Below are 25,671 nucleotides of genomic sequence, written 5' to 3' on the forward strand. Positions count from 1 at the left end.
CACATGTGGTGGTCTTGCGGCGTCGCGACGGCCTCGTCATCTCGTCACCACACCGTCTCGTCCTCTCGTCGCCTCGCTCCCCGCCATGGGGGCGGGCGCCGGGCGGAAGGCCGCCCGGCCGCCGAAGAACACGAGCAGGCCGAGCGCTATCCACACGAGCTCCTTGGCGCGCTTGATGAGGACGAAGGCGGCGCCCACCGTGGCGGCGGCGGGCACGCCGAGCGCGGTCAGGAAGGCGACATAGCCGGCGTCCTGCACGCCGAGCCCGGCAGGCACGATGAAGGCGGCGGCGCGGAGGAGCGCGAGGACGACCTCGAACGAGAGGACCTCGGAGAGCGAGACGTCGACCCCGAGGAGCCGGAGGAAAAGGTACGTCTCCGCCCCCTCGGCGAGCCACATCCCGAGCAGCAGCAGCGCCGCCGCGGCGAGCGCAGCGCGACGCTCCCCGAGCGCGGCCGCGTGCCGATCGGTCGCGGAGAAGGCCGCGGCCCTCGCGTCGACATAGGCCTTCACGCGCTGGCCGGGCAGGCGCTTGAGCCACGCGAAGACCCGCGACGCGACCGTGCCCGAGAAGAGCGCGCCCCCGAGCGCGAGCGCCACGACGAGCAGGCCGAGCCCCGAGAGGACCACGAGCCACGGGAGCCCCGGCCCGCCGATCAGGGGGCGCGAGGCGCGCTCCAGATGGCCAAAGCCGAGCGCGAGGGCGATCGCGACATACGCCGCGTTCGCGAGGACGATGAGCGCCCTGCGCGCCGCGATGCCGGCGACGCCCTGCGGCCCCGGGATCCCGCACCACCGGTGCAGCAGATAGAACGTGACCGACTCGGAGAGGGCAGCGCCGGCGGGGACGCTCATGCTGAGCGCCTCGGTCGACAGCGTGAGCGCGAGATACCGGGAGAACGGCGCGGGGCGGCCGGACGCGGGGTTGCGCGTGCGCGTGTGCGTGTGCGTGTCGAAGACGCGCCGGCTCGCTTCGGCCTGGAAGAGCCGCGCGACGAGGTTGGGGACGAGGGCGAGCGCCATCATCGGCGCGGACACGGAGGCGATGAGCGCCGCGACGCTCGGGAGATCCGCGCCGCGTAGCGTGCTCCAGAGCGCCGCCGCCGCGACGGCGACCCCGAGCCACCTCAGCGCGACGGCGCCCGTGCCCGGGCGGGAGCGCGCCCCGCGGAGAGGCTCATCGTGGGCGTCACGGGCAGCGTCAGAGGCAAGGAGAGTCATCGCACGTTCGCGCTCCGGCGCCGGCCGAGGGCCTGAGGTCGAGTGCTCGTATCGCGCAGGCGCGTCGTGCGCTGATGTCATGGGCGCAACGCCGCGACGACACGCCACGACACGCGCGGCGGTGCGCCGAGCTCGTCCGCTCCGGTCGAGCGCGCCCGACGCGCCCGGACAGCCGACCGACGAGCGCGCGGCGTGACGTCGCGATCGGCTATCTTCCTGGTTCGTTGGAGACGCGCTGGAGGGGCGAGCGGCTCCTCGGCGGGGTGGGAGGGGGGCGGCCGGAAGGATGGAAGGAAGAGCGAACGTGGAGACGGATCAGGACAGCATCGAGCGGCTCCGGGTGGAGAACGCCGGCTTGCGCAAGGAGATCGACAGGCTCCGTGAGCAGCTGGGGCGCCGGGAGGAGCGGACGCGGCTGATCCTGCAGGCGGCCGGCGAGGGGTTCCACGTCGTCGGGATGAACGGCGAGATCCTCGACTGCAATCCATCCTTCGCCGGCATCGTGGGTTACGACCGGAGCGAGCTCCTGACGATGAACATCGGCCAGATCGACCCGCGGCCGCCGCACGAGGTCGTCATGGTCATCGAGGAGATCAAGGCCAGGGGGTCGCTCCGCTTCCTCGCGAGGCACCGCCACAAGGACGGCCACCTGATCGACGTCGAGGTGAGCTCTCACCTCGTCCAGAGCGGTGACGAGCAGTTCTTCTCGGCCTTCTCGCGCCCCCTCACGGAGCAGCTGAAGCGCGAGCAGGCGCTGCGCGAGAGCGAGCAGAAGTTCCGGGCGATCTTCGACGAGACCTCGATGTTCATCGGCCTGCTCACCCCGGACGGGGACCTGATCGAGCGCAACCGGACGATGGCCGATTTCACCGGGGCGCGGCCGGGCGAAGCGCGCGGCGGGCCGCTCTGGGAGGCGCCGTTCTGGGTCGGCGGAGCGAGCGCTGGGGAGCGGATCAGGGAGTGCGTCCGCCGGGCAGCTTCGGGCGAGCCGTCCTCGTGCGAGGTCCAGATCCACGGGCCCGGCGGGCGCGTGGCGACGCTCGACCTCAAGATGAAGCCGATCCTCGACACGCTGGGCCAGAGCGTCCTCCTGATCGCCGAGGGCTACGACGTGACCGAGCTCCGGCGGGCCGAGGCGGAGCGCGCGGCGCTTCAAGCGCAGATGATCGACGCGCAGGAGGCGACGATCCGGGAGCTCTCGACGCCGCTCATCCCGCTCGACGCGGGGATCCTGGTGATGCCCCTCGTCGGGCGGCTCGACCGGGTGCGCATCGAGCAGCTGCTGGAGCGCTTGCTCCAGGGGGTGGTCGCGCAGCGCGCGGCCGCGGTCATCCTCGACGTCACCGGCGTGCCCGTGGTGGACGCCGAGATCGCGGACTCGCTGATCAGGGCGGCCCAGGCGGTCAAGCTGCTCGGCGCGGAGGTCATCCTCACCGGCGTCGGCCCCGAGGTGGCGCAGACGATGGTGGGTATCGGCATCGACCTCCGGGAGATCGTCACGCTGAGCTCGCTCCAGAGCGGGCTCCACCACGCGCTGGGGCGCTCGCGCCGCGGCGGGAAGAGGTCGAGCAGCCCGCGGCGCCGCGACGGGTGACGGGCTGCGGCGCTCCTGCCCGGCGGGGCGTCGCCGTCAGGATCGCGCTCGGGTCAGCGGCGGATCGGCTCGGCGAGCCAGCGGACCAGCGCATCACTGTCGAGATCGAGCAGGGCATCCTCGACCTCGCCCGGCCCGATGGCCTGTGCGCGCTCGACGATCGAGCGCTCCTCCTCGGCGGTCGGCTGGCGCCCGACTCGCCGCGCGAAGAGGCGGCCGAGGAGCTCGGCGATGGCCTTCTGCGCCCCCGCCTGCGCCCCCGCCCGAGCGGCCTCCTGCGCGGCCACCTTCGCGCCCTCCTGTTCGGCCTCGGCGAGCATCTCTTCGATGATCGGTATGGTCCGGAGCAGCTTCTTCTCCGTCTCCCTGTCCTCCATCAGCATGACGAGCTCCTTCCGCAAGTTGTGCCCCCAGGGGTCGATGGCGGCCATGACCAGGAGCGCTGTATATAGCTCGATCCGTTCCTCGACGGTCGCCGCCCGCGCGGAGATCTCCGCGACGACCTCACGCATCGCCGCAGCGGTGGCGTCCCTGGTAAGCGGCGCGAACACGAGCCAGAACACGCTGCCTCGCGCCCGGAGCTCGGCCATCGTGCGCTGGTAGACCGCGTCGACACGAAAGTGCGCGCCGCTGAACGGCCGCCCCCGCCAGGAGGTACGACGCTTCCCTGTCGCCGGTAAACGCCGCCTGCGACCCGAGAGGACCACGGCGACGCTCTCGATCGGCGGTACCGGCGCTCCGGGAGCCTCGCGCCGGAGCGCGGAGAAGAGGAAGCCGAGGTACTCGAACATCTGGTCGGGTACGTCGTCGCGCAACGCGAAGCAGAACTCGACGTGCAGCACGCGCAGCTCGGCGCCGACACGCAGGCGCAGCGCCTTGTCGAGGCGCCGCTCGAGCTTCGTGACCTGGGTGTCGATCCAGCCGAGAACCTCGACCGACCTGTCCTCGGGGACAAAAACGCACGCCAGGTCGTCAGGAAACCGTCGGGCGATGTGGCGTAACGTGATGTCGGCGTCTCCCATGCGGCGCGATCTCGGCAGATCGCATGCCATGGGCCGGAGCGCCGGAATCAGCGTCGTCCTGGCAGAGAGGAGCGCGCTCCGGGGCTGGCGCCGCCATGGCGGACGGCGGCCTCGCCCGCGCCGGCTGCGGCAGGGCGCGCCCGCGCGGCGCGCCGCTAGGCGATGCGGCCGCGCGCCTCGCGCACCAGCGCCACCATCGCCTTCCGCACCTCGTCCGTCGTCGAGACCTGCGCGTCGAACGGGAGGCGCGTCGCCTTCGGCCCCGCCGGCGTGATGACGTCGAGCTCGAAGCCGTAACGATCGACCGAGGTCATCGTGGCGCCGGTGGCGTCCTTGATGCCGGCGAGGACCTTCGCGTACGCGAGGACCGCGTCGGCGTGATCGGTGTTCATGTGCTCGAGGATCCCCGCGGCGTCAGCGGCGAGCGGATCGGGCTCGGCGGCCGCGTACGCGTCGGCCTCGACCCAGGACATGCGGCCGAAGCCGCCGACGTAGCGGATCGACACCGGGTCGAGCCGGTAGAAAGAAAAGTCCGTGAAATCCACGTAGTACGACGCGCGCGGGTGCGCCGCGAGGAAGCTCGTCCGGGCGGCGGCCGCCTCCGCGCCCTCGAGGGGGCGGCACGGGCCGATCAGGGTCATCCGGCCGAGCGCGAGCGGGTCGGCCAGGCCCTCGGCGGGCTCGGCGAGGAGCAGCGACGCCTCGGCGCGGACCTTGAGGTTGCCCGTGTGCTCGGCGAGCGCCGAGAGCAGCAGCAGCGGGCGCCCGTGCGCGTCCACGGTGACGGCGACGAGCGAGCCGTACGGATAGCCGGCGGGATCCCGCGCGAGCGTGCACAGCGTGGCGGCGCGGGCCCGCTGCGCCAGCGTGCGGCAGCGCTCGGCGTGGCTCGGCGCCTTCGCGCCCTGGAGAGGTGGGTCCGCCGCCGGCTCCGGGCCGGCGCCGGGGCGGCCGTGGTCTGTGCTCCTCGACATGGCAGGGCGGGTAGCACGCCGGGAGGGCCGGAGGAACCGAGGCGGCGCCGCGCCGCCCCGCGCTACGACGGCAGCACCCGGAGCCGCCCGCGCTGCGCCGCTGCGTCGCGGGCGGCGGCCTCGGCCGCGCGCGGCGGCGCCGGCCGCGCCACGGCCTGCGGCCACACCGCGAAGTCCTCCGGGAGCGGCCCCGGGAGCGCCGGCTGCGCCGTCCGCTCCAGGAGCTGGAAGTCGCAGCGCGCGACGAGATCGAGCGGGAGCCCCTTGCCCGGCCCGCCCTTCGCGAACCACGCGCGCGCCGCCTGCACGTTGCGGATGAGCACGGCGTGCTGCGGGTCACGCTTCGCCGCCGCCGTGAAGTGATCCTGCATCGCCTGCCAGTCGCGCCGGCCCGCCGCGACGCACGCGAGCGCGTTGAGCGCGAGCCCCGGCAGCGGATGGCCGAGCTCCAGCGCGCGCGCCGCGTGCCGCTCCGCGAGGTCGAGCTGCCCCGCGTCGAGGTAGGCCACGCCGAGCTCCAGGTGCGCCGCGTGGTGATCGCCGAGCCGCTCGAGGATCGCCAGGCGCTCCCCCACCCCCTCGCGGTAGAGCTCGCGCAGCCCCTTGTTCTTCTCGAACCAGGCGCTCATCAGCGCCGTGTCCTCCTCCGAGGCGTCGAACGGCGTCTTGAGCTCCTGGAAGTCGCCGCGGAAATAGACGTCGCGCTGAAGCCAGCCGGCCGCCTCGGCGTCGTCGAAGTCGCGCGTGCCGGGGTAGATGGACAGGCACGAGAAGATGTACTGGTGCGGCCTCGCCGCCTCCAGGAACGCGAGCGTCTCCCGGAACGTCTCCGCCGTCTCGCCGCGGTTGCCCAGCATCATGTAGTAGCGGACCTGGATCCCGTACTTCTTCGCGAGCTCGGTCGACTCGATGATCTTCTTGACCGTGATCTTCTTGTCGATGTTCTTCAGGATGGACGGCGACCCCGACTCGACGCCGAGGCTCAGGCGCTGGCAGCCGGCGAGGCGCATCTCGCGGAGCAGCTCCTCGCCGAGCACGTCGACGCGCGTGTCGCAGCTCCACAGGAAAGAGATCTTCCGATCGCGGATGCCGCGGCAGATCTCGATGACGCGCTTCCTGTTCGTCGTGAAGGTGTCGTCCTTGATCTGGACCATCTTCACCGGCAGCTTCGCCACGGCGGCCTCGATGGAGTCGAGCACGTAGGGCACCGACTGGCCCCGGAAGCCGCGGCCCCAGGTCGCCTCGGCCCCGCAGAACGTGCACGCCCAGGCGCAGCCGCGCGAGGTCATCACGATGTGCGTGGCGAAGTGGTCGTGCGGCGACGCGAGCGCGTCGAGCTCCTCGATCGCGGGCCGGGGCGGGCCGAGCTCGACCCGGCCGTCGACGCGGTACGCCGTGCCGGCGACGCCGAGCGCGGGCCGGCCGGCCTCGAGGCGATCGAGGAGCTCGAGGAACGAGTGCTCGCTCTCGCCGAGCGTCACCGTGTCGATCTCGGGGTGGTGCCGCAGCATCTCGGCCGCGAGCGGGGTCGCGTGCGGCCCGCCGACGACGATGTGCGCCCCGGGGTGGAGCCGCCGGATGCACCGGGCGGTGAGCGCCACGCCGCGCCGGTTGGCGGTCCAGCACGACAGGCCGAACACGTCCGCGCCGAGCTCGCGCACGACCCGCTCGACCTGCGAGAACGGGTACGACGAGAGGTTCAGCACCTTCACCTGGTGGCCCGCGCGGAGCGCCTGCGCGCCCAGCGAGAAGAGCCCGTACGGGGTCTGGTGGAAGTCCGGGTCGAGGTCGCCCTCGCGGTACTCGGCCGGCGGGCCGTCGCCGCTCGTGTCGGGCGCCTCCCCGGGCGCGGGGATCTTCCAGGGCGGTGGGTAGAGCAGCGCGATGCGCATCGATCCTGCCTTTCCGGTGCCGTCCGTCACGCGGGCGCGGCGCCGCGCTCGCGCTGTGCGCCGCCTGGGCCGTCTGCCTCGATGCGGCGCGCGCGCGCGATCCGGGCGTAGAGCTCGGCGCTCGGCCGCGGGCTGCGCTCCTGGGTCACGCGGTCGACCTCGACCAGCCCGAAGCGCGGGGCGTACCCCTCGGCCCACTCGAAGCCGTCGAGCAGCGACCAGTGCATGTACCCGCGCACGTCGACGCCGCGCGCGATGGCCCGCGCGACCTCCGCGAGGTGCCCCACGAGGAACCGCGGGCGCTGGTCGTCGTCGGCGTCGGCGATGCCGTTCTCCGTGATGTAGATCGGGACCCGGGCGCGGGGCCACCAGGCGTCGAGCACGTAGCCGAGCCCCTCCGGGTAGATCTCCCAGCCGAGATCGCTGACCTCCGCCCCCTCGGGGACGAGCCGCCGGAGGAACCCCGCGCGCGCGTGCGCCGCCGAGAAGCGCACGAGGTCGCGGCTGTAGTAGTTCACGCCGAAGAAGTCGTGCAGGCCGCTGTCGCAGACGGCGCGCGCGAACGCGTCGTTGAACAGCCGCTCGAAGAGGGCCGCCCACATGCGGTCGGCGAGCCGCCCGAACCGCTCCGGCTCGATGACGCGCAGGTGGTGCGCGACGCCGACCGAGATGGAATGCCCGCGCCGGCCCGCGGCCTCGTGCATGGCGCGGTACATGGCGGCGTGGGCGCGGAAGAGGTTCTGGTGGGCGCGCACCGCCTCGACGGGCGAGCTCCGCGCCGGCGGCCAGACGCCGAGCAGGTGGGCCTGCAGGGCGAGCATGTTGGGCTCGTTGATGGTGACCCAGAGCTGGCACAGGTCGCCGAGCGCCTCGACGGCGCGCTCGGCGAAGCGCGAGAGGAGCGCCGGCAACTCCTGCGAGAGCAGGCCGCCCCGCTGCGCGACCCAGCGCGGCAGGGTGACGTGATGGACGGTGACCATCGGGGTGATCCCGGCGTCCCGGTGCGCGCCGAGCACGTCCCGGTAGTGATCCCACGTGGCCGGATCGAACTCGCCCGGCTCCCGCTCGACGCGGGCCCACTCGATGGAGAGCCGGTGCGCCCCCATACAGAGCCGCGCCTGGAGCGCGACGTCCTCGCGGAAGCGGTGCAGCTGGTCGCACGCGTCGTCCGGCGTATCGCCGCCGCGGACGCGCCCCGGCTCGCGCGCGAACGCGGCCCAGTCGCTCTGCGCGCAGTGCCCCTCGACCTGTGTGGCGGAGGCGGCAGTGCCGAACAGGAACCCGTCCGGGAAGCGCAGATCCTCACCCATGAGCGCGCATCCTACGCGAACTCGCGCCGGGCGGCTGCCTTCCGGAGCAGCCGTCCGATTGCTCCAGGGGCCGGGCGCCGGTACGCTCGGCCCGGTGTGCGCGGCGCGGTGCGTAGATGCGGGGGGCGCGCGGCGGAAAGCGCGCGCCCTCGCCGCCGCCTCGCTCGCCGCGGCGCTGCTGCACGGGGCCGCGCCGGCCCGGGCGGACGGGGTCGGCTGGGCGACGGCCCAGGCCGCCGAGCTGACGCGCCAGGCCGAGGCCCGCGCCTCGGCCGGCGAGGCCGATGTGGCGCTGCAGCGGTACCTGGAGGCGGTCCGCTTCGACGCGACCTACGGCCCGGCGTACCTCGGCCTGGGCGCCCTGTACGAGCGGGCGGGCGATCCGCGCGAGGCGGAGCGCGCGTACACCGTGGGGCTGGACCACGTGAGCGGCTTCGTCGAGGGCCACCGCGCCAGGGCGGCGCTGCGGTCGCGCGAGGGTCGGCGCGAGGAGGCGATCGACGACCTGGAAGCGGCGGCGGCGCTCCGCGGCGACGACGGCGAGCTGCTCCAGGAGCTCGCGGCCGCGTACGTGGCGGCGGGCGCGCTGCCGGCTGCGCTCGGCGTCGCGCGGCGGCTCTCGGCGCTCGCCGCGCGGGGAGGCGATCGCGCCCTCGCGGCTGCGGCGGCGACGCAGGCGCGCGCGCTGTCGGTGCTTGTCGGCGAGGCCGATCCCGTGCGCGCCGGCGGCGCCGATCGCGGCACGGTCCGGCGCGCGCTCGCGCGATACGCCGCGGCGCCTGAGCGGGGGAATGCCGCGGATCCGCGGCGCCAAGGGCGGTGACGCCACGACGCCGGCCCGGCGGCCGTATCGGGCACGGGGAGCGGCCTGCGGCGCGGCTCGCTTGACCTCCTACCAGACGGGTCGCATACGGCTGGAATCCCATGTCCCTCCGCGTCCCGCTCGGCATCGACGACTTCCGAAAGCTCCGCGAGTCCGGGCTGGAGTACGTCGACAAGTCCCACCTCATCCTGGAGCTCGTCGACAAGGGAGGCGTCGAGGTCGTCCTCCTCCCCCGCCCCCGGCGGTTCGGAAAGACACTGAACTTATCGATGCTGCGCTGGTTTTTCGAGAAGCGGCAGGAGGACCTGTCCCACCTGTTCGAAGATCTCTCGGTATGGCGGGCCGGAGAGCGCTATCGCGAGCACTTCCAGCGGTATCCCGTCATCTACCTGACGCTGAAGGGAGCGAAACAGGAGACGTTCGAGCGCTGCTGGGCTGCCCTGCGAGAGAAGATCGTCGAGCTCTACAACCAGCACCGCCACGTGCTCGACAGCGGCCAGCTCGGGGAGGTGGAGCAACGCCGCTACAAGGAGGTGCTGGACGGTACGGCGTCCGAGGCCGTTTATGGTCGGGCGCTCCTCGATCTGTCGAGCCACCTCCACCGCCTCCATGGCGAGCGCGTCGTGATGCTCATCGACGAGTACGACGAGCCCATCCACGCCGGGTATCTGCACGGTTATGCGCCTCGGATCCTCGACTTCGTGCGCACGTTCCTCACCGAGGGGCTGAAGGGCAATCCGCACCTCCACAGGGCCGTCCTCACCGGCATCCTCCGGGTGGCGCGCGAGAGCATCTTCTCCGGGCTCAACAACGTGGTCGCCTATTCGCTCCTCCGATCGGACTTCAACACCTGCTTCGGGTTCACGGAGGCCGAGGTGGAGGCGCTGCTCGAGAAGGCGGGGCGGCGCAGCCTGCTGGAGGTGATCCGCGCCTGGTACAACGGGTACGACTTCGGCGGCGCGGTCATCTACAATCCCTGGTCGATCCTCAGCTTCCTCGAAGGGCAAGACCAGGATCCGCTCCCGTTCTGGCTCGGCACGAGCTCCAACGATCTCATCCAGAAGGTGATCGAGGAGCACGCCGTGACGCTGCAGCCCGCGCTCGAGGTGCTGATGGAGGGAGGCGAGATCGAGCGCGTGCTCGAGGAGAACGTGGCCATCGGCGACCTCGCGCAGAACGAAGATGCGCTGTTCGGTCTGCTGGTCTTCTCGGGATACCTGCGCGCCGAGAAGCGCTCGCGCGGCCACGGGGAGCAGCCCGCGCACGCCCTGAAGATCCCGAACCGCGAGGTGCGGCTGCTCTACACGGGCACGTTCCGCCGCTGGGCGGAGGCGCGGCTCAGGCGGCAAGGCAGCAGCATGCAACGACTCCTCGCCGCGCTCCTCTCGGGCGACGCCGCGGGGTTCGAGGCGGAGCTCCAGGCCTTTGTCACCGGCGTGCTCTCGTACCACGACGCGACGAGGGTCGATCCGAAGGCGGTCTATCACGGCTTCGTCGCCGGCCTGCTCGCGGCGCTCGAGCCGGGCCATCAGGTGCGTTCCAACCGCGAATCCGGGCAAGGGCGGCCCGACGTGATGATCCGGCCGGCGCAGCCGGGCCGGCCTGGCGTCGTGCTCGAGCTCAAGGTCGCCCGCGCGCCGCGGGTCAGCCTTGAGCAGGCGCTCGACGACGCGGTGGCGCAGATCCGGGCGCGCGACTACGCCGCCGAGCTCCGCGCGAGCGGCGCCGCGCCCATCTTCGCGCTGGCCGTCGCGTTCGACGGCAAGGTCGTCCGCGTACGATCCGGCGAGCCCGGATAACCGGGCTCGCCCGCGGCGGGCGGCCCCGGACGGGGCAGATTGTCACGATCGCCCCGCCGCCCGAGGAGCAGCGCGCCGCGGATGCGGGCAGCGCGCTGGCGCTGGTTCTCCCGGTGATGTCCCGCTGGCACCTCGGTTGCTGCGCCCTCCGCGCCGCGGCTACACGCGCAGGCTGGCACGGGATCGGCACGGACACGCGGCGTCCAGAACTCGGCCATCTCTGCAGAGCGCGGCGGCCTGTGCCTCTCGGCCGGCCGGCGCGCCGCCCCTCGAGGGAGAAAGCGAGAACCCATGAAGGCGGTAGTGTTTCACGGCGTCGGCGACATCCGGATGGACGACGTCAAGGAGCCGAAGATCAAGGAGCCGACCGACGCGATCCTCCGGATCACGGCGAGTGCCATCTGCGGGACCGATCTCCACTTCGTCCGCGGGACGATGCCGGGGATGGTGCCGGGCACGGTCCTCGGCCACGAGGCGGTCGGCGTCGTCGAGGAGCTCGGCGCCGACGTACGGAACCTGAAGAAGGGCGATCGCGTCGTCGTGCCCTCGACGATCGCGTGCGGCTACTGCTCGTACTGTCGCGCCGCGTACTACGCGCAGTGCGACAACGCGAACCCGAACGGCAAGCACGCGGGCACGGCGTTCTTCGGCGGCCCCGCCATGTCGGGCCCGTTCGACGGGCTGCAGGCCGAGCTCGCGCGCATCCCCTTCGCGGGCGTCGGCCTCGTCAAGCTGCCGAACGGCGTCAGCGACGACCAGGCCATCCTGCTCTCCGACATCTTCCCGACGGCGTACTTCGGCGCCGAGCTCGCCGAGATCAAGCCCGGCGACACGGTCGCGATCTTCGGCTGCGGCCCCGTCGGCCTGTTCACGATCGCGAGCGCCAAGCTCATGGGCGCGGGGCGCATCCTCGCCGTCGATCGCGTGCCCGACCGGCTCGAGATGGCGCGCGAGCAGGGCGCCGAGACCGTCGACTTCTCCGCCGAGGACCCGATCGAGGCCATCCTGCGCCTGACCGGCGGCATCGGCGTGGACCGGGCGATCGACGCCGTGGGCGTCGACGCCGAGCGCCCGCACGAAGGCCCCGCCCACAAGGAGGCGAAGCAGCAGGCCAAGGCGTTCGACCTCGAGGTCAAGCAGATCTCCCCGGACGCGCGGACCAAGGGCGACGCCTTCCGCGCCGGCGACGGGCCGTCGCAGGTGCTGCAGTGGGCCGTCCGGTGCGTGGCCAAGGCGGGGACCATCGCCGTCATCGGCGTCTATCCGCAGACGTCGCGCACGTTCCCCATCGGAGAGGCCATGAACAAGAACCTCACCCTCCAGATGGGCAACTGCAATCACAGGAAGTACATCCCGAAGCTCGTGGACCTCGTGCAGACGGGGCAGGTGGAGCCCACCGCGATCCTCACCAGGAAAGCGCCCCTGGAGTCGGCGATCGACGCCTACAAGGCCTTCGATCGGCGAGACACCGGGTGGGTGAAGGTCGAGCTCCGCCCGTCGCGGGCGGGGATGGCTGCCCACCTGGACCGCGCCGTCGCGTAGCGCGGCGCCGCCTCCGCGACGCCGAGCCTCGCCGGAGCGCGTTGATCTGCGAGACATGGGGCTGCCGTCGACGCCGGAGCGCTCGAGTCCGCGCGCCTCGCCGAGGCGACGCGGCCACACGACCGGCGTGAAGCGCTTGCCGCGGCGACCAGGCGGGCTTCGCTGCGGGTCGCGCTGCGGCCAGGGGCACGCTGCAGGCGGCGATCGCGGCCTTCAGGCCCGCCCGCAGGTCCCGGAAGGTCTCCACGCCCGATCAGGCGTGCGTCGCGGTGCACCCACTCGGGTGGTCCTGACCACGCGCATGACGGGCAAGGGCGTCGCGGGGTAGCCTCCCGGCCATGAGCGGACCACGTCCTGCCGCCCGCCTCGCCCCCGTCCCCCGCCCCGACCCCGGCGATGCGCCCGCCGCCCGCGCCGTCGACCGCGGCGCCGCGCCCTCCGCCGAGCGCCGCCTCGACCCTGCCGACCGCGCCCGCGCCGCGCTGCGCGCCGGGCGCATCGCGGCGCTGACCGCCGGCGGCCTCGCCCTCGGCAAGCTCGTCGCCGGCCAGCTCGGCCAGTCGATGGCCGTGACCGCGAGCGCCGTCGACTCGCTCACGGACCTCTTCGCCTCCTCGGCGAACGCCCTCGCCATCCAGCTGGCCCACGCCGCGCCCGACCGCTCGCACCCGTTCGGCCACGCGAAGATCGAGACCCTCGCGACGGCCGGTCAGGGCCTGCTCATCGGCGGCTCGGGGGTCTACCTGCTCATCGAGGGGATCCGGCGGCTGCTCTCGCCCGAGCCGCTCCGCCTCGCCGCCGTCACGCTCGGCGCGATGGCCGCCGCCGCGCTCATCACGGGGGCGCTCGTGGCCTACCTCGGCCGGGTCGCCGCGCGCACCGGCTCGAGCGCCATCCAGGCCGACGCCGTCCACTACCGCACCGACATCGCCGCGAACCTCGCGATCCTCGCCGGCGTCGCAGTCACGTACGCGACGGGCTTCTCCCGCATCGACGGCGTCCTCTCGGTCGCGGTCGCCGTCTACATCCTCACGTCCGCGGGGACCCTCCTCCGGCTCGGCGTGCGCGACCTCATCGACACGAGCGCCCCGGAGGAGCGCGTCGGCGCCATCGCGGACGCGCTCGACGCCATGCGCGCGCGCGGTGAGCTCCTCGGCCACCACAGGCTGCGCACGCGGATCGCCGGGCGCACGCTGTTCGTCGAGGTGCACATCGAGCTCTCGGGCGACCTCCCCCTCGCGCGCGCGCACGCGACCGGCGACCGCGCGCGCGACGCCATCCTCGCCATCGAGCCCGACGCAGAGGTGCTCGTGCACATCGACCCCGAGCGCGACGAGCCCGCGTGAGGGCCCCCGGCAACGCCGCTCGGCCCGGCTGGGCGCTCGTTCGGCGCCGACGCGGGGGAGCGCCCGCGCAGTGCGCCGCGCGGGCGCCCTCACCCGGGAAGGCCTCTATGCGCTGGGCTCGTCGACGGCGGCGTCGTCTTCGTGCTCCTCGAGGTAGCGCTCGGGCGCGAGCTCCCACCGCTCGGGCGAGCGCCAGAGCTGCGACAGGAGCAGCTCGCGCATCAGCAGGATCTCCTTGGGCAGCCGGTCGTAGAGCCGCTCGAAGAGCTCCCCGTGCGAGCCGAACTCGACCTTCCACGCCTCGCGGTCGACCGCCATCAGCTGGTAGAATTGCTCTTTCGAGAAGCGGTCCATGCCCCGCCACTCGATGTCTTCGTAGCGCGGCATCCAGCCGAGCGGGCTCTCTTCCGCGAAGCCGCGGCCGTGCACGCGATCGACGATCCACTTGAGGACGCGCATGTTCTCGCCGAAGCCCGGCCACAGGAAGTTGCCCTGGTCGTCCTTGCGGAACCAGTTCACCGAGAAGATGCGGGGCGGATTGACGATCTGGCGCCCCATCTGCAGCCAGTGATTGAAGTAATCGCCCATGTGGTAGCCGCAGAAGGGCAGCATCGCCATCGGGTCGCGGCGCACCTGGCCGATGTTGCCGGCGGCCGCCGCCGTCATCTCCGAGCCGATCGTCGCGGCCGTGTAGACGCCGAAGCTCCAGTTGAACGACTGGACCACGAGGGGCACCGTCGTCGCGCGCCGCCCGCCGAAGACGATCGCGCTGATGGGCACCCCGTTCGGGTCGTCCCAGCGCGGATCGATCGACGGACACTGCGACGCAGGCGTCGTGAAGCGCGCGTTCGGGTGGGCGGCCTTGCGGCCGCAGTCCGGGGTCCAGGGCTTCCCCTGCCAGTCGATGAGCTCCGGCGGCGGCTCGTCGGTCATCCCTTCCCACCAGACGTCGCCGTCGGGCGTGAGCCCCACGTTGGTGAAGATCGTCCCCTTCCGGATGGTCGCCATCGCGTTCGCGTTCGACTTGTCCGACGTCCCCGGGGCCACGCCGAAATAGCCCGCCTCGGGGTTGATCGCATAGAGCTGCCCGTCCCGCCCGGGCTTCATCCAGGCGATGTCGTCGCCCACCGTCGTGATCTTCCAGCCCGCGAACGCCTTCGGCGGGATGAGCATGGCGAAGTTCGTCTTGCCGCACGCGCTCGGGAAGGCCGCGGCCACATACGTCTTCTCTCCCTTCGGCGACTCGACCCCCAGGATCAGCATGTGCTCCGCGAGCCACCCCTGCTCCCTGCCGAGGACCGAGGCGATGCGCAGCGCGAAGCATTTCTTGCCGAGCAGCGCATTGCCGCCATAGCCGCTCCCGTAGGACCAGATCAGCCGCTCTCCCGGGAAGTGGACGATGTACTTGTGCTCCGCGTTGCACGGCCACGGCACGTCGGGCTGTCCCGGGGCGAGGGGCATGCCGACCGAGTGCAGGCAGGGGACGAAATCGCCGTCTCCGAGCGCCTCGAGCACCTTGCGCCCCATGCGCGTCATGATGCGCATGCTCGCGGCGACGTACGGCGAGTCGCTGAGCTCCACGCCGATGTGCGCGTAAGGCGAGCCGATCGGGCCCATGCTGAACGGGATGACGTAGAGCGTGCGGCCCCGCATCGACCCGGCGAAGAGCCGGCGCAGCGTGGCCTTCATCTCCTGCGGCTCGGCCCAGTTGTTGGTGGGGCCGGCGTCCTGCTTTCGCCGGCTACAGATGAACGTGCGGTCTTCGACCCGCGCGACGTCGCTCGGGTCCGAGCGCGCGAGGTAGCTGTCCGGGCGCTTCTCCGGGTTCAGACGGATGAGCGTGCCCGCCTTGACCATCTGGTCGCACAGCGCGTCGTACTCCTCCTTCGAGCCGTCGCACACGTGCACGTTGTCCGGCTGGCACAACGCGACGACCTCGGCGATCCATTGCCGGAGCTTCTCGTTCGCGATCTTCGCCCGCAGGCCGGGGATCGACACCGGCGGCGGCGGCTCCGAGTGGAACGAGCTCTGGCTGTTCTGGCTGGCTGCTACGGACACTTGCGTACCCTCCTGGCTCTCTGGGTCGAACGCGCTCTGCAAAGCGCAGGCCCTGCCCGCCCTCGACGCCAATTCTGGCCGAAATGCGGCCGGAAGGCTGCCCTCATTCTTCCTGAGCCCGATCGCTACAGCAGGGCTGCGCGCACCACGTGCGCCCCGGGGGGCGAGCCCTGCGCCGCGCGCTGGGTCGTCGAGCCGCCCGAAATCCTGCCGACATCCGTCCGAGGGTGGCTCCGAGGGCTGCCTCGCTGGCAGATACGTGTGCTTGGACGCGGGTGAACGCGGGTGAACGCGGGTGAAGACGCAGGCGGAAACGCAGACGACGACGCCGGCCTGCCGTGATCCAGCCCGCGGGGGCGTTGACAAGGATAACGGGCTTTGCTCCCATACCCAGTCCGCTCGGAGCATCGCGCGCCCCTGAGGACGGCCGGTAACATGGTGGGCACGGGTCAAGACACCTCGGACGCGGAGCCGACCCAGGCGGCGATCATGGGCAAGTACCGGCTGATCGCGAAGCTCGGCCGGGGCGGGATGGGCGACGTGTTCCTGGCGATCGCGCGCGGGCCGGGGTCCTTCAACAAGCTCGTCGTCGTCAAGCGCCACCGCGGCGTGGGCGGAGCAGGCCGAGACGGCGAGAAGGTCGTCGCCATGTTCCTGGACGAGGCGAAGCTGTCCGCCCGCCTCAACCATCCCAACATCGTCCAGACCTACGAGGTCGATCACGACGACGCCGGCTACTTCACCGTGATGGAGTACCTGGAGGGCCAGCCGCTCAGCGCGATCATGCGGGCGGTGGCCGAGGGGGAGCCGGGCGCGGCGGGCTTCACGCGCGGCGTCTTGGTGAGGATCGTGGCCGACCTCCTGAGCGGCCTCCACTACGCGCACGAGCTCCGCGATTACGACGGCGCGCCGCTCGGCGTCGTCCACCGCGACGTCTCCCCGCACAACATCTTCGTCACGTACGACGGCGCGGTGAAGCTGCTCGATTTCGGCATCGCCAAGGCGTCCATCAACGCCGACCTCACCGAGACCGGGAAGCTGAAGGGCAAGGCGTCGTACATGGCGCCGGAGCAGGCCGTCGGCAGCGGGTCGACCGATCGGCGGGCCGACATCTTCGTCGCGGGGATCGTGCTCTGGGAGCTCCTCACGCGGGAGCGGCTCTTCGGGGGCGACGCCGTGAGCGCGCTCTGGAAGCTGGCGGCCGTGGACGAGATCCCGCGGCCCTCGCTCCTCCGGCCGGACGTCCCCCCGGCCCTCGACGCCATCGTGGCGCGGGCGCTCGACCGCGATCCGGCGAAGCGGTTCGCGACCGCGCAGGAGATGCGCGCGGCGCTCGAGGACCACCTGCGCGCGGCGGGCGAGGACGTCGGGTCCGACGAGATCGGCGCGAGCATGCTGGGGGTGTTCGCGGAGCGCCGGGCGAGCATGCAGCGGCAGGTCAAGGCGTACCTCGAGCAGAGCGCGCAGGGCGCGGACCGCCCGAGCGCGCCCGTCGAGCCCCGCCTCTCTCGCGTGAGCCTTCTCGAGGGCGCAGAAGGAAGGCGCATCCAGCCCGTGATCGCCCTCGACGAGGAGCTCGGGCAGAGGACCTCGGGGACGCCGGGCCCCGGGCGCTCCGCCTCGGACTCGACGAGCCTGAAGTCGAACCTCCGCACGGCCGCCGGATCTCAGCAGCGCAGCTACTGGATCGGGGCGCTCGGCGCGGCCGTTCTGGTCGCGGCGGCGGCGTTCTCCACGCGCCGCCCTGGTGGGCAGGCGCCCGCTGCCGGCTCCGCCGCGGCCGTGCTCGTCGAGCCGGACGCCGGCGCTCGCTGCACCGGGGTGCTCCGCGTCCGGATCACGACGGGCGACACGGGGACGGCCACCGACATCTCGCCGCCCTACAACTACGGGGTCTACGACTACCTGCGTCACCTCAACGACAGTCAGGGAGGGCTCCGGGGCTGTCCCATCGACGTCGACATGAAGGACGCGCAGTACGACCCCGCCAGGACGGAGGAGGTCATCGAGGCGTGGCGGCGGCAGCCCGGGTGGAGCGAGGTCTCCACGCTGTTCGTGTTCGGCACCGGGCCGACGACCCGCGTGGCCCCGAGGCTCACGGAGGAGAAGAAGCTCATCATTCCCGGCTCGTACGCCGGCTCGCTCGCCACGCCGGTGCCGATCTCGGCGGACGTGTCCCATGCCGAGTTCAACGCCCTGGGCCAGAGCGCCTCCGTGACAGAGCACAAGACGAGCCCTGGATATCCCTACATCTTCTTTCCGGCCACGGACTACTCGACAGCGATCCGCATCGGCATCAAGGCCGCCTGGAAGATCGCGCCCGGGCGCATCGCGATGGTGCACGACACGATAGACAAGTGTCTTTACTGCGTCGATCCGCTCGCCGCGGGCAAAGCCTACGTGGAGGAGCTGCCCGGGATGCTGCTCGGCGAGGATCTGATCGTCCCACAGACGTCGTCCCTCGAGGACGAGGGGCGCATCGTCGACGCGGTGATCGGCTATGTGAAGCGGGAGATCGAGAAGAAGCGAGCGGACCCGTCGTATGTGCCGGCGAGCTGGTTCTGGGCCGGCAACAGCGTGCTCTCCTCGTCCTTCGTCGGGAAGGGCGCGGCCGCGGCGCAGAAGCTCATCCAGCAGGCGTTCCCGGGGTCGGAGAAGGGCCGCTGGCAGCTGCGCGTGATGGCGAACAACTGGGGCATCGGCGAGAGGACCCTGGCGATCTGCGGCGCCGACTGCGCGGGGATCTTCTATGGGCTGTTCCCCGTGCCCGTCTACGGCGACACCCAGCACTCGAGCGGGATGGCGGAGATGCTGCGGATCCACAGGACCTACCGGGAGAAGGACGGCCACCCGCTGGAGCTGTACCAGGACCAGCCCTACGTCCAGGGCCACGCCGCGGCGCTCATGTGGCGCAAGGCCGTCGAGCGGGCCGTCGACGCCGGCCGCACGCACCCGACCGGAGCGGACCTGAAGGCCGCGCTCGAGGGCTTCCAGAACGTGGTGCTCGACGGGATGACGGCGGGGCCGATCTCGTTCAGCGCGACCGACCATCGGCCGCAGGCGAACGAGTCGGTGTACACCATCGGGGCCGCGGACGGGGGTGGGGTCGGGTTTCGGTTCGTCGATCACTGCTCGATCGAGCTCGACGCGAAGTGGCTCGGGTACTGAGCTGAGCCCGCGCCGCGCTGCCGGGAGTGGCAGAGAGGCCCGAGAGAATGGAACCGCCAAGACGCCACAAGACGCCAAGATTCTCTATGTTTCTTGGCGTCTTGTGGCGTCTTTGGCGGTTCCTCTCTCTCCGCGACGAACCTCCCGCAACAGGGCTAGGTCGGCCCAGAGATCCGCCAGAACCCGATCCTCGCGGCCCCCGTCAGATCCGGCCCGACCGGCCCCTTCCCCCAGAAATGGTCATCGTAGTTGGGCACCGTCCACCCCTGCCCGTACGCCCCCATCACCGCGTAGATCACCTCGTCGTCCGGCTGGACCTCGATCGCCGTCGTCACCCACGCCTGCCGCACCGGCGCCGGGCTCGCGTCGTCGAGCAGGTAGCGCGCGAACATGGATCCTTCGGTCGTGTCGTCGAACGACTCCGTCGCATAGCCGAGCAAGAGATGCAGCCCATCGAACGCGCCCGCCCACCGGTAGCGCCACGCGCCGCCGTCGTCCTGGAGCGGGCCGCAGGCGGCCACAACCATCCACTCCAGGTTGGCGTTGCCCCAGCGGGCATCGCTGAAATGGAGGACCCGGTCGTTCATCGCGCTGCAGAACATGAACCCGACGCCGTTCGCGTGCCCCGTGTAGAACGTGAGATCCACCGAATCCGCGAACGACGCGTCCTGGCCGCCCAGGGCCGGATCCTTGAAATCGACCTCCCACGCGCGCTGATCGCCCCAGTTGAAGCGCGAGTCGATGCCCCCCTCCCGGAAGCTCTTCAGCAGCCCGTCGACGTTCGCCGCCGAGTGATCCAGGCCGCCGCAGAGCCCGACCCACTCGGCGCCGACCACCGCGCGGCCGTCGTCGACCGGCGACGGGAGCGGCGGGCGCGCCGCGCCGAGCCCCGCCGACGCGCGGCCGAACGAGAGCCGCTGCGCCGCCGTCGCGACCAGACCGTCGGCGTCCGTGACATAGAGCGAGAGCGTCTCCGTCTCCCCGCGAAGGCCAGAGACGCCAGACACCTTCACCCGCGCGCCGCCTTCGCGCGCGTCGCCAGCCGAGTCGAGCCCCTCGAGCGAACGCGCCGACGATACCCACCTGTACGTGTATGGAGCAGTACCTCCGGTGACGCTCGCCTCCGCGAGCGCGGTCGCGCCGTCCACACGCACCGAGATCTCCGCCCTCGGAGCGTCTATGACGGCCGGCACGATCCGCTTGCGGACGTCCACCACCTCCCCGCCGACCGTCCGCCGTGCGCTGCACACGTAATGGGGCAGGATCCGCCGCACGTCGCGGGAGAGCGGCGGCGCGTAATAGACGAGCTCCGGCTCGGCCGCGATCACCGCGCCGCTGCCCAGCGCGCCGGCGCACAGCGCGGGGGCCTCGGAGGCCGGGACGATCGCGACGTCCTCCCCTCGCGCGAGCTCGCGCCGCGCGTAGATCAGGTGCGTCACGGCGCCCTCGCCGTCGAACGTCACCCGGACCTTGGCGCCGGGGCCGATCAGCCGGATCCCCTCGAGCTCGTCGCGAAAGCTCACCTGCGTGTCGAGCTCGGCCCGCGCCACGGTTCGCCCCTCCGCGTCGACCGCCTCGAGCAGCGCGTGGCCGACGGCGATGTCGCTCCCGGCCGGCAAGCCCGCGGCGTCCAGCGCGGCCCACGCCAGCGCCGCCGCGTCCGGCTCCGGCAGGACGCGCAGCGCCGCGAGCGCCTCGAAATCCAGGGCGTCATCGCCCGCCGACGTCTCGAAGCCGCGCTCGTCGCGGAACCCGGGCGCGGGCGGCGCGCCGGCCTTCCTCGTGGGCAAGCGCTGGAATCGCGCGCTGTCGAGGTAGCGGATCGCGCCGTCGGCCACGAGCGCGGCGGCGCCCCCCCGCGCGGGATCCTCCGCGAGCCCGAGCGCTGCGGCGAGCGCCGACGCCCGCGCGACGTCGGCGCCGCCGCCGATCACGCGGTACGCGGGCAGGGATCGCGGCTCCCTGCCAGGCGACCCCGCGGCGGGCGACGCCGCGCGGAGCACGCCGCGATCGGCGCTCTCCTGAAGATCCTCGCGGGCGTCGCGGCCGCCGCACCCGGCGGCGCCGAGGGTCACGAGGAGAAAGACGCCCAACACCCCATCCGGTGATCTCTTCATCAAAGTCCCCCTTTCCCTGCGGCCACGGCGAGGCTCGGCGCGCAACTCCGCACGAGCGATCTCGCAGGGAGCCTCCGCGCGGCGCTCGCGGCCCGCGACGCGAGCGCCACGCATTGCACGACCCAAGCCACCTCGGCCGCGCCGCTCCGCGGCGCGACTCCCCGCGCTCTCGGCCGAGATTGACCGCCTCGCGTCCGGCTCCTAGGCTGCCGCGCATTCCATGACAGCGCACACGAAGGACGGAGAGAGCGCGCCCGGCGCCGGCGATCGGACGCTCGAAGGGACAGCGGATCCCGGCGCGCGCCTGTTCCTCGACTTTCTCTCCTCGATCCGCCCCCGCGTCGACGCCGCGCTCGATCAGCGCTGGCGCGACAAGGCGGCCTCCGTGCAGCGCTACGGCCGCGAGGTCGAGGCCATGGTCTCCGAGGCGCGGAGCCTCACCCTGCGCGGCGGCAAGCGGTTCCGCGCGGGGCTGCTCGTCGCCGCCTACCAGGGCGTCGCGCCGGACGCGCCGCTCGGCCCCGCGATCGACGCCGGTGTCGCGCTCGAGCTGCTCCAGACGTACCTGCTCATCCAGGACGACTGGATCGACGGTGACACCGTCCGGCGCGGAGACCGCACCGTCCACGTCGCGCTGACCGAGACGCTCGGCGATCCGCACCTCGGGGCCTCGTCCGCGATCCTCGCGGGCGACCTCACCTGGAGCTTCGCGCTGAGCACGCTCGCGGGCGCGGACGCGCCGCCGGAGACGACGCTCGCGGCCGTCCGGCTGTTCTGCAAGATGCACGAGGACGTCGTGATCGGGCAGCACCTCGACGTGGTCGGCCGGGCCGAGGACGTCGAGCAGATGCACGCGCTCAAGACCGGCAGCTACACGGTGCGCGGCCCGCTCGCGCTCGGCGCCACCCTGGCCGGCGCGCCGGCCGAGACGGTGGCGGCGCTCGAGCGGTTCGCGGCGCCCGTGGGCGTCGCCTTCCAGCTGCGCGACGACCTCCTCGGCACCTTCGGGAGCGCCGCCGCGACCGGCAAGCCGGTCGGCAACGACCTGCGCGCCGGCAAGCGCACCGCCGTGCTGGCCGCGGCCGAGGGGCGCCTCGACCCCGCGGGCCGGAGCGCCGTCGAGCGCGCGCTCGGCCGCAAGGAAGCGAGCGACGACGCCGTGGCGGCCGCGACGCTCGCGCTCGAGGCGTGCGGCGCGCGGCGCGCGGTCGAGGAGCGGCTCTCCGCCCTGTGCGGCGAGGCCGAGGTCCTCGCGCGCTCGCTGCCCGTGAGCGCGCCGGCGCGGCAGATCCTGTGCGGGGCCGCGAGCGCGCTCCGGTGGACCGGCGCATGACCGAGGCGCTCGGCGAGGCGTCCGGCAAGGTCATCCTGCTCGGCGAGCACGCCGTCGTGTACGGGGCGCCCGCGCTCGCGGCCGGCATCGAGCGCGGCGCCCGCGCGCGGGCAACCCGCTGCTCCGGCGCGAGCGCCCTCCTCCTCGGCGGGCGCGAGCTCCGCGCGGCGCCGGCCGAGGAGGACGTCGCGCGGGCGTTCGCGGCGCTCCTCGGGGCGCTGCCCGACGTCGGCCCGGTGCGCGTCGAGGCCGAGAGCGATCTGCCGCCCGGCGGCGGCCTGGGCAGCTCGGCCGCGCTCGGGGTCGCGATCGCCCGGTCGGTGGCCGCGCTCGCGCGCGCGCCCGCGGCCTCCGCGCGGACCGCGTCCGAAGGCGCGGCCGCCGCGCACACCGCGGCCGACGCCGCCGCCGTGACCGACGCCGCCGCCGCCTGGGAGCGCGTGTTCCACGGCAACCCGTCGGGCATCGACACGACGGCCGCGGCCCGCGGCGGCTGCTTCCGCTTCACCCGGGCGCACGGCGCCACCTCCGTCGCCCCGCGCGACGACCTCTGGCTCTGCGTGGGCTCGACCGGGGTGTCTTCGTCCACGCGCAGCATGGTCGAGCTCGTGGCGAGGCTCTTCGAGCGCAAGCCCACGCTGGCCGCGACGTCCATCGCGGGCATCACCGCGCTCGTCGAGAACGCCGCCCTCGCGATCGAGGCGGGCGACGCGGTCGCGCTCGGGCGGCTGATGGACCTGAACCAGATGCTCCTCGCCGGCATGTTCGTCTCGACCGAGGCGATCGAGGCCCTGTGCAAGCTCGCGCGCGAGGCCGGCGCGCTCGGCGCCAAGCTCACCGGCGCCGGCGGCGGCGGCTCGGTCATCGCGCTGCTCCCGCCGCCTCCGCCGGGCGACCGCGGGGCGGCGGCGTCGAACGGCGCCGCGGACCGCGTGCTCGCCGCCTGGCGCGACGCGGGGTACAGCGGCTTCGTCACCCGGGTGAAGGCGGGCGTGACGAGGACGGAGTCACAGGAGCAAGCATGAGCGTCGTGAGCCGGGCGACCGCGATCGCCCATCCGAACATCGCCCTCGCGAAGTACTGGGGCAAGCGGGCCGATGGCCACAACCTGCCCGCCGTCCCGAGCCTCTCGGTGACGCTCGCCGGGATGGCGACGACGACCGAAGTCGCCTTCGACGCGTCGCTCGACCGCGACGAGCTCCACCTCGGCGGCGCGGCCTTGCCGCCGGACGCGGAGGCGACGCGCCGGGTCGCCGGGCTCCTCGACCGGGTCCGCGCCGCCTCGGGGCGGCGCGAGCGCGCCCGCGTGGTCAGCCGGAACGACTTCCCCACCGCGGCGGGCCTCGCCTCGAGCGCGTCGGCGTTCGCCGCGCTCGCGCTCGCCGCGAGCGCCGCCGCGGGCCTGCCCACCGCGCCTGCGCTGGTCAGCGATCTCGCGAGGAAGACCTCGGTCTCGGCCGCGCGCTCCGCGTTCGGCGGCTTCGTCGAGCTCCGCGCCGGCCGCCCCGGGGACGAGGCGCTCGCCGCGACGCCGCTCGCGCCCGAGGACCACTGGCCGCTCGCGGTCGTGATCGCGGTGACGCGCGAGGGCCCGAAGGACGTGGGCTCGAGCGACGGCATGCGGCACACCGCGATGACAAGCCCCTACTTCCCCGCGTGGGTGGACGCGGCGCCGTCGCTCTTCGACGCGGTCCGCGCCGCGGTCCTCGCGCGCGACCTCGCCGCGCTCGGCGCCGCGGCCGAGGCGAGCGCCCTGTGCATGCACGCCTCGAGCATCGCCGCCTCGCCGGGCCTGCTCTACTGGACCGGCGCCACGGTCGAGGTGATCGCCGCGGTGCGGAGGCTCCGCGCCCAGGGGACGCCGGCGTTCTTCACCATCGACGCCGGCCCGCACGTGAAGGTCTTCACGACGCCCGAGGCGCAGGCCGCCGTGGGCGCGGCGCTGCTCGCCGTCCCTGGCGTCCTCCGCACCATCACGGCGGTCCCCGGCGGCGGAGCCCGCCTCGCGCCCTCGTCCGGGGGCGCGTGATCGTCCGGGCGCCTGGCAAGCTGGTCCTCTCGGGCGCCTACGCCGTGCTCGAGGGCGCGCCCGCGCTGGTGGCCGCCGTCGATCGGTACGTCCTCGCCGACCCGGCGCGGCCCGCCGCGCTCGTCACCGACGAGGTCCAGGCCGCGATCGACGCCGGCGCGCTCGACGCGGCGGCGTGGTTCGACGCGTCCGCGCTCCGCTCGGCGGAGCCGGAGCCGCCCCTGGCCTCGCCGGGCGCGCCGCCCCGCGACGCGAGCCGCAAGCTGGGCCTCGGATCGAGCGCCGCCATCCTCGTCGCGACGCTCGCCGCGCGCGCCGCGGCGGCCTCGGAGGCGCGGGCGGCGCGCGGCGTCCAGCGCGTCCAGCGCGCGCCCGCGTGGGACCCCCGCGCGCTCTTCCTCGACGCGCTCGCGGCGCACCGGCTCGCTCAGGGCGGAGGCAGCGGCGTGGACGTCGCGGCGAGCGTCCACGGCGGCGTGCTCTGCTGCCGGCTCGGGCCGGGCGGCGAGCTCGACGTGGCGCCGCACGCCCTGCCGGGCGGCCTCGTGATCGAGGTCTTCGCCAGCGACGCCTCGGCGCGCACGAGCGCCATGCTCGAGCGCGTGCGCGCGCTCGCGGCCCGCGAGCCGGAGGCGCACCGCGCGCTGCTCGGCGCGGCCGCCGAGGGGGCGCGCGCCGCAGTCGTGGCCGCGGACGCCCGCGCGCTCGTGGCCGCGCTGGATCGGCAGGTCGACGCGCTCGCCGAGCTCGGCGACCGTTCGGGCGCGCCGATCGTCACCCCCGCGCTCAGGCGCCTCCGCCCCGCCGCGGCCGCCGAGGGCGCGGCGATCGCGCCGAGCGGCGCGGGCGGAGGAGACGTCTCCCTCTTCGTCGGCGGCGCGCCGCCCTCGACGGCATGGCTCGCCGCGGCGCGTGAAGCCGGCCTCGAGCGCGTGCCGATGTCGCTCGGCGCCCCCGGCGTCCACGTGCTGGACGCAGCCCCTCCGCTCCCCGCCTGAGCGCGTCCCCTCGCCGATCGTGCGCCGCGCGGTGCCGGAGCGCTTGGCACGGAGCCCGCTCTGCTCGCTCCCGGATCGACCGCGGCGCTGCGCTCGGGCGACGCACCGCGGTCCTTCATGAGGCCTTCGGGACGCGAACAGCAGGGAAAGCATGGACTTCGTGGAGCCGGCGATGCTGCAGCGCCGCCGTGAAAGCTTGAGTTTTCATGGTGATACCGCCTGGACGGCCGATGAGCGCGGTGGGCGCCCGGTCCTCCAAGGCGGGCTCCGCGGGCAGGAGGCTGCCGGCGCGGGCTCGGCGGGCGTGACCTGCGTTCACAGCGCGGTGACGGATCGGCGCGGGGGCGCGCGCAGGCGCGCCGGACCGCCGGCCGTCGGTCGCGGTTCGGCCGCGGGGGGTGGTGAACGGGGTGAGGTGGCACGAGGACCAGAGGACCAGGTGAGG

The 25,671-nt window shown here is 73.3% G+C and carries 17 protein-coding genes; 10 read left to right on the forward strand and 7 right to left on the reverse strand.

The genetic code is table 11. The features are described from left to right. Nucleotides 1-36: 36 nt before the first annotated feature. Complete coding sequence (locus WMF34_RS21710) at nt 37-1,221, reverse strand: lysylphosphatidylglycerol synthase domain-containing protein (protein WP_437994426.1); 1,185 nt, start codon at nt 1,219-1,221, stop codon at nt 37-39. A 304-nt stretch (nt 1,222-1,525) separates the two neighbouring features. Here WMF34_RS21710 and WMF34_RS21715 point away from each other — a divergent pair, with 304 nt between their 5' ends. Beyond that, on the forward strand, nt 1,526-2,815 hold the full coding sequence (locus tag WMF34_RS21715) for a PAS domain S-box protein (RefSeq protein WP_437994427.1): 1,290 nt from the start codon (nt 1,526-1,528) through the stop codon (nt 2,813-2,815). A gap of 53 nt (nt 2,816-2,868) precedes the next feature. On the opposite strand, the gene WMF34_RS21720 is transcribed toward WMF34_RS21715, so the two are convergent. The 4 genes from WMF34_RS21720 to WMF34_RS21735 all read right to left on the reverse strand — a co-directional run bounded on the left by WMF34_RS21720 (nt 2,869) and on the right by WMF34_RS21735 (nt 8,013). Continuing rightward, a complete protein-coding gene (locus WMF34_RS21720; protein WP_437994428.1) occupies nt 2,869-3,837 on the reverse strand; it encodes a hypothetical protein in 969 nt (322 codons plus the stop codon). A gap of 155 nt (nt 3,838-3,992) precedes the next feature. Next, on the reverse strand, nt 3,993-4,811 hold the full coding sequence (locus tag WMF34_RS21725; RefSeq protein WP_012236827.1) for a HugZ family protein: 819 nt from the start codon (nt 4,809-4,811) through the stop codon (nt 3,993-3,995). Nucleotides 4,812-4,873: 62 nt separating this feature from the next. Further along, nucleotides 4,874-6,703, reverse strand: a complete 1,830-nt coding sequence (locus WMF34_RS21730; RefSeq protein ID WP_437994429.1) for a radical SAM protein — start codon at nt 6,701-6,703, stop codon at nt 4,874-4,876. Nucleotides 6,704-6,729: 26 nt separating this feature from the next. After that, the gene (locus WMF34_RS21735) at nt 6,730-8,013 is read right to left on the reverse strand and encodes a glycoside hydrolase family 1 protein (protein WP_012236830.1); all 1,284 of its coding nucleotides are present in this window, start codon (nt 8,011-8,013) and stop codon (nt 6,730-6,732) included. A gap of 58 nt (nt 8,014-8,071) precedes the next feature. On the opposite strand from WMF34_RS21735, the gene WMF34_RS21740 reads away from it, so the two are divergent. From WMF34_RS21740 to WMF34_RS21755, 4 genes are all read left to right on the forward strand, one after another. After that, a complete protein-coding gene (locus WMF34_RS21740) occupies nt 8,072-8,836 on the forward strand; it encodes a tetratricopeptide repeat protein (protein WP_157906827.1) in 765 nt (254 codons plus the stop codon). A 101-nt stretch (nt 8,837-8,937) separates the two neighbouring features. Further along, complete coding sequence (locus tag WMF34_RS21745; RefSeq protein ID WP_437994430.1) at nt 8,938-10,635, forward strand: AAA family ATPase; 1,698 nt, start codon at nt 8,938-8,940, stop codon at nt 10,633-10,635. A 291-nt stretch (nt 10,636-10,926) separates the two neighbouring features. Continuing rightward, nucleotides 10,927-12,177, forward strand: coding sequence for a zinc-dependent alcohol dehydrogenase (locus WMF34_RS21750; protein ID WP_437994431.1), 1,251 nt, complete (start codon nt 10,927-10,929; stop codon nt 12,175-12,177). 338 nt (nt 12,178-12,515) lie between these two features. Then, nucleotides 12,516-13,523 (forward strand): cation diffusion facilitator family transporter, encoded by a 1,008-nt coding sequence (locus tag WMF34_RS21755; RefSeq protein WP_437994432.1) that lies wholly within the window; start codon nt 12,516-12,518, stop codon nt 13,521-13,523. A 105-nt stretch (nt 13,524-13,628) separates the two neighbouring features. Here WMF34_RS21755 and WMF34_RS21760 read toward each other — a convergent pair whose 3' ends face one another. Further along, nucleotides 13,629-15,521, reverse strand: a complete 1,893-nt coding sequence (locus WMF34_RS21760) for a phosphoenolpyruvate carboxykinase (GTP) (protein WP_437994657.1) — start codon at nt 15,519-15,521, stop codon at nt 13,629-13,631. Between the two features lie 495 nt (nt 15,522-16,016). On the opposite strand from WMF34_RS21760, the gene WMF34_RS21765 reads away from it, so the two are divergent. Continuing rightward, nucleotides 16,017-18,749 carry a protein kinase domain-containing protein gene (locus tag WMF34_RS21765; RefSeq protein ID WP_437994433.1) on the forward strand — a complete coding sequence of 911 codons (2,733 nt, stop codon included), beginning with the start codon at nt 16,017-16,019 and terminating at the stop codon, nt 18,747-18,749. A gap of 155 nt (nt 18,750-18,904) precedes the next feature. Here the strand turns inward: WMF34_RS21765 and WMF34_RS21770 are convergent, their stop codons facing one another. Then, a complete protein-coding gene (locus WMF34_RS21770) occupies nt 18,905-20,866 on the reverse strand; it encodes a DUF6345 domain-containing protein (protein ID WP_437994434.1) in 1,962 nt (653 codons plus the stop codon). Between the two features lie 220 nt (nt 20,867-21,086). Between WMF34_RS21770 and WMF34_RS21775 the strand changes: the two genes are divergently transcribed. From WMF34_RS21775 to WMF34_RS21790, 4 genes are read left to right on the forward strand one after another with little or no spacing between them, the layout of a single operon-like run. After that, nucleotides 21,087-22,199 (forward strand): polyprenyl synthetase family protein, encoded by a 1,113-nt coding sequence (locus tag WMF34_RS21775; protein WP_437994435.1) that lies wholly within the window; start codon nt 21,087-21,089, stop codon nt 22,197-22,199. Next, on the forward strand, nt 22,196-23,224 hold the full coding sequence (gene mvk / locus WMF34_RS21780) for a mevalonate kinase (protein WP_437994436.1): 1,029 nt from the start codon (nt 22,196-22,198) through the stop codon (nt 23,222-23,224). Before WMF34_RS21775 ends, mvk begins: the two co-directional genes overlap by 4 nt. Further along, nucleotides 23,221-24,228, forward strand: coding sequence for a diphosphomevalonate decarboxylase (gene mvaD / locus WMF34_RS21785; protein ID WP_012236839.1), 1,008 nt, complete (start codon nt 23,221-23,223; stop codon nt 24,226-24,228). The genes mvk and mvaD overlap by 4 nt, the downstream gene beginning before the upstream one ends. Next, complete coding sequence (locus WMF34_RS21790; RefSeq protein ID WP_437994437.1) at nt 24,225-25,226, forward strand: hypothetical protein; 1,002 nt, start codon at nt 24,225-24,227, stop codon at nt 25,224-25,226. The genes mvaD and WMF34_RS21790 overlap by 4 nt, the downstream gene beginning before the upstream one ends. The last annotated feature ends 445 nt before the right edge of the window (nt 25,227-25,671 follow it).

It is taken from the genome of Sorangium sp. So ce145 (assembly GCF_051525985.1).
GTDB lineage: Bacteria > Myxococcota_A > Polyangia > Polyangiales > Polyangiaceae > Sorangium > Sorangium cellulosum_B.

What these genes read in the sequence shown, in the direction of transcription:
- WMF34_RS21710 (WP_437994426.1), bottom strand. Translation starts at nt 1,221, where the DNA reads ATGACTCTCCTTGCCTCTGACGCTGCCCGTGACGCCCACGATGAGCCT.
- WMF34_RS21720 (WP_437994428.1), bottom strand. Translation starts at nt 3,837, where the DNA reads ATGGGAGACGCCGACATCACGTTACGCCACATCGCCCGACGGTTTCCT.
- WMF34_RS21725 (WP_012236827.1), bottom strand. Translation starts at nt 4,811, where the DNA reads ATGTCGAGGAGCACAGACCACGGCCGCCCCGGCGCCGGCCCGGAGCCG.
- WMF34_RS21730 (WP_437994429.1), bottom strand. Translation starts at nt 6,703, where the DNA reads ATGCGCATCGCGCTGCTCTACCCACCGCCCTGGAAGATCCCCGCGCCC.
- WMF34_RS21735 (WP_012236830.1), bottom strand. Translation starts at nt 8,013, where the DNA reads ATGGGTGAGGATCTGCGCTTCCCGGACGGGTTCCTGTTCGGCACTGCC.
- WMF34_RS21745 (WP_437994430.1), top strand. Translation starts at nt 8,938, where the DNA reads ATGTCCCTCCGCGTCCCGCTCGGCATCGACGACTTCCGAAAGCTCCGC.
- WMF34_RS21750 (WP_437994431.1), top strand. Translation starts at nt 10,927, where the DNA reads ATGAAGGCGGTAGTGTTTCACGGCGTCGGCGACATCCGGATGGACGAC.
- WMF34_RS21755 (WP_437994432.1), top strand. Translation starts at nt 12,516, where the DNA reads ATGAGCGGACCACGTCCTGCCGCCCGCCTCGCCCCCGTCCCCCGCCCC.
- WMF34_RS21765 (WP_437994433.1), top strand. Translation starts at nt 16,017, where the DNA reads ATGGTGGGCACGGGTCAAGACACCTCGGACGCGGAGCCGACCCAGGCG.
- WMF34_RS21770 (WP_437994434.1), bottom strand. Translation starts at nt 20,866, where the DNA reads ATGAAGAGATCACCGGATGGGGTGTTGGGCGTCTTTCTCCTCGTGACC.
- WMF34_RS21775 (WP_437994435.1), top strand. Translation starts at nt 21,087, where the DNA reads ATGACAGCGCACACGAAGGACGGAGAGAGCGCGCCCGGCGCCGGCGAT.
- mvk (WP_437994436.1), top strand. Translation starts at nt 22,196, where the DNA reads ATGACCGAGGCGCTCGGCGAGGCGTCCGGCAAGGTCATCCTGCTCGGC.
- mvaD (WP_012236839.1), top strand. Translation starts at nt 23,221, where the DNA reads ATGAGCGTCGTGAGCCGGGCGACCGCGATCGCCCATCCGAACATCGCC.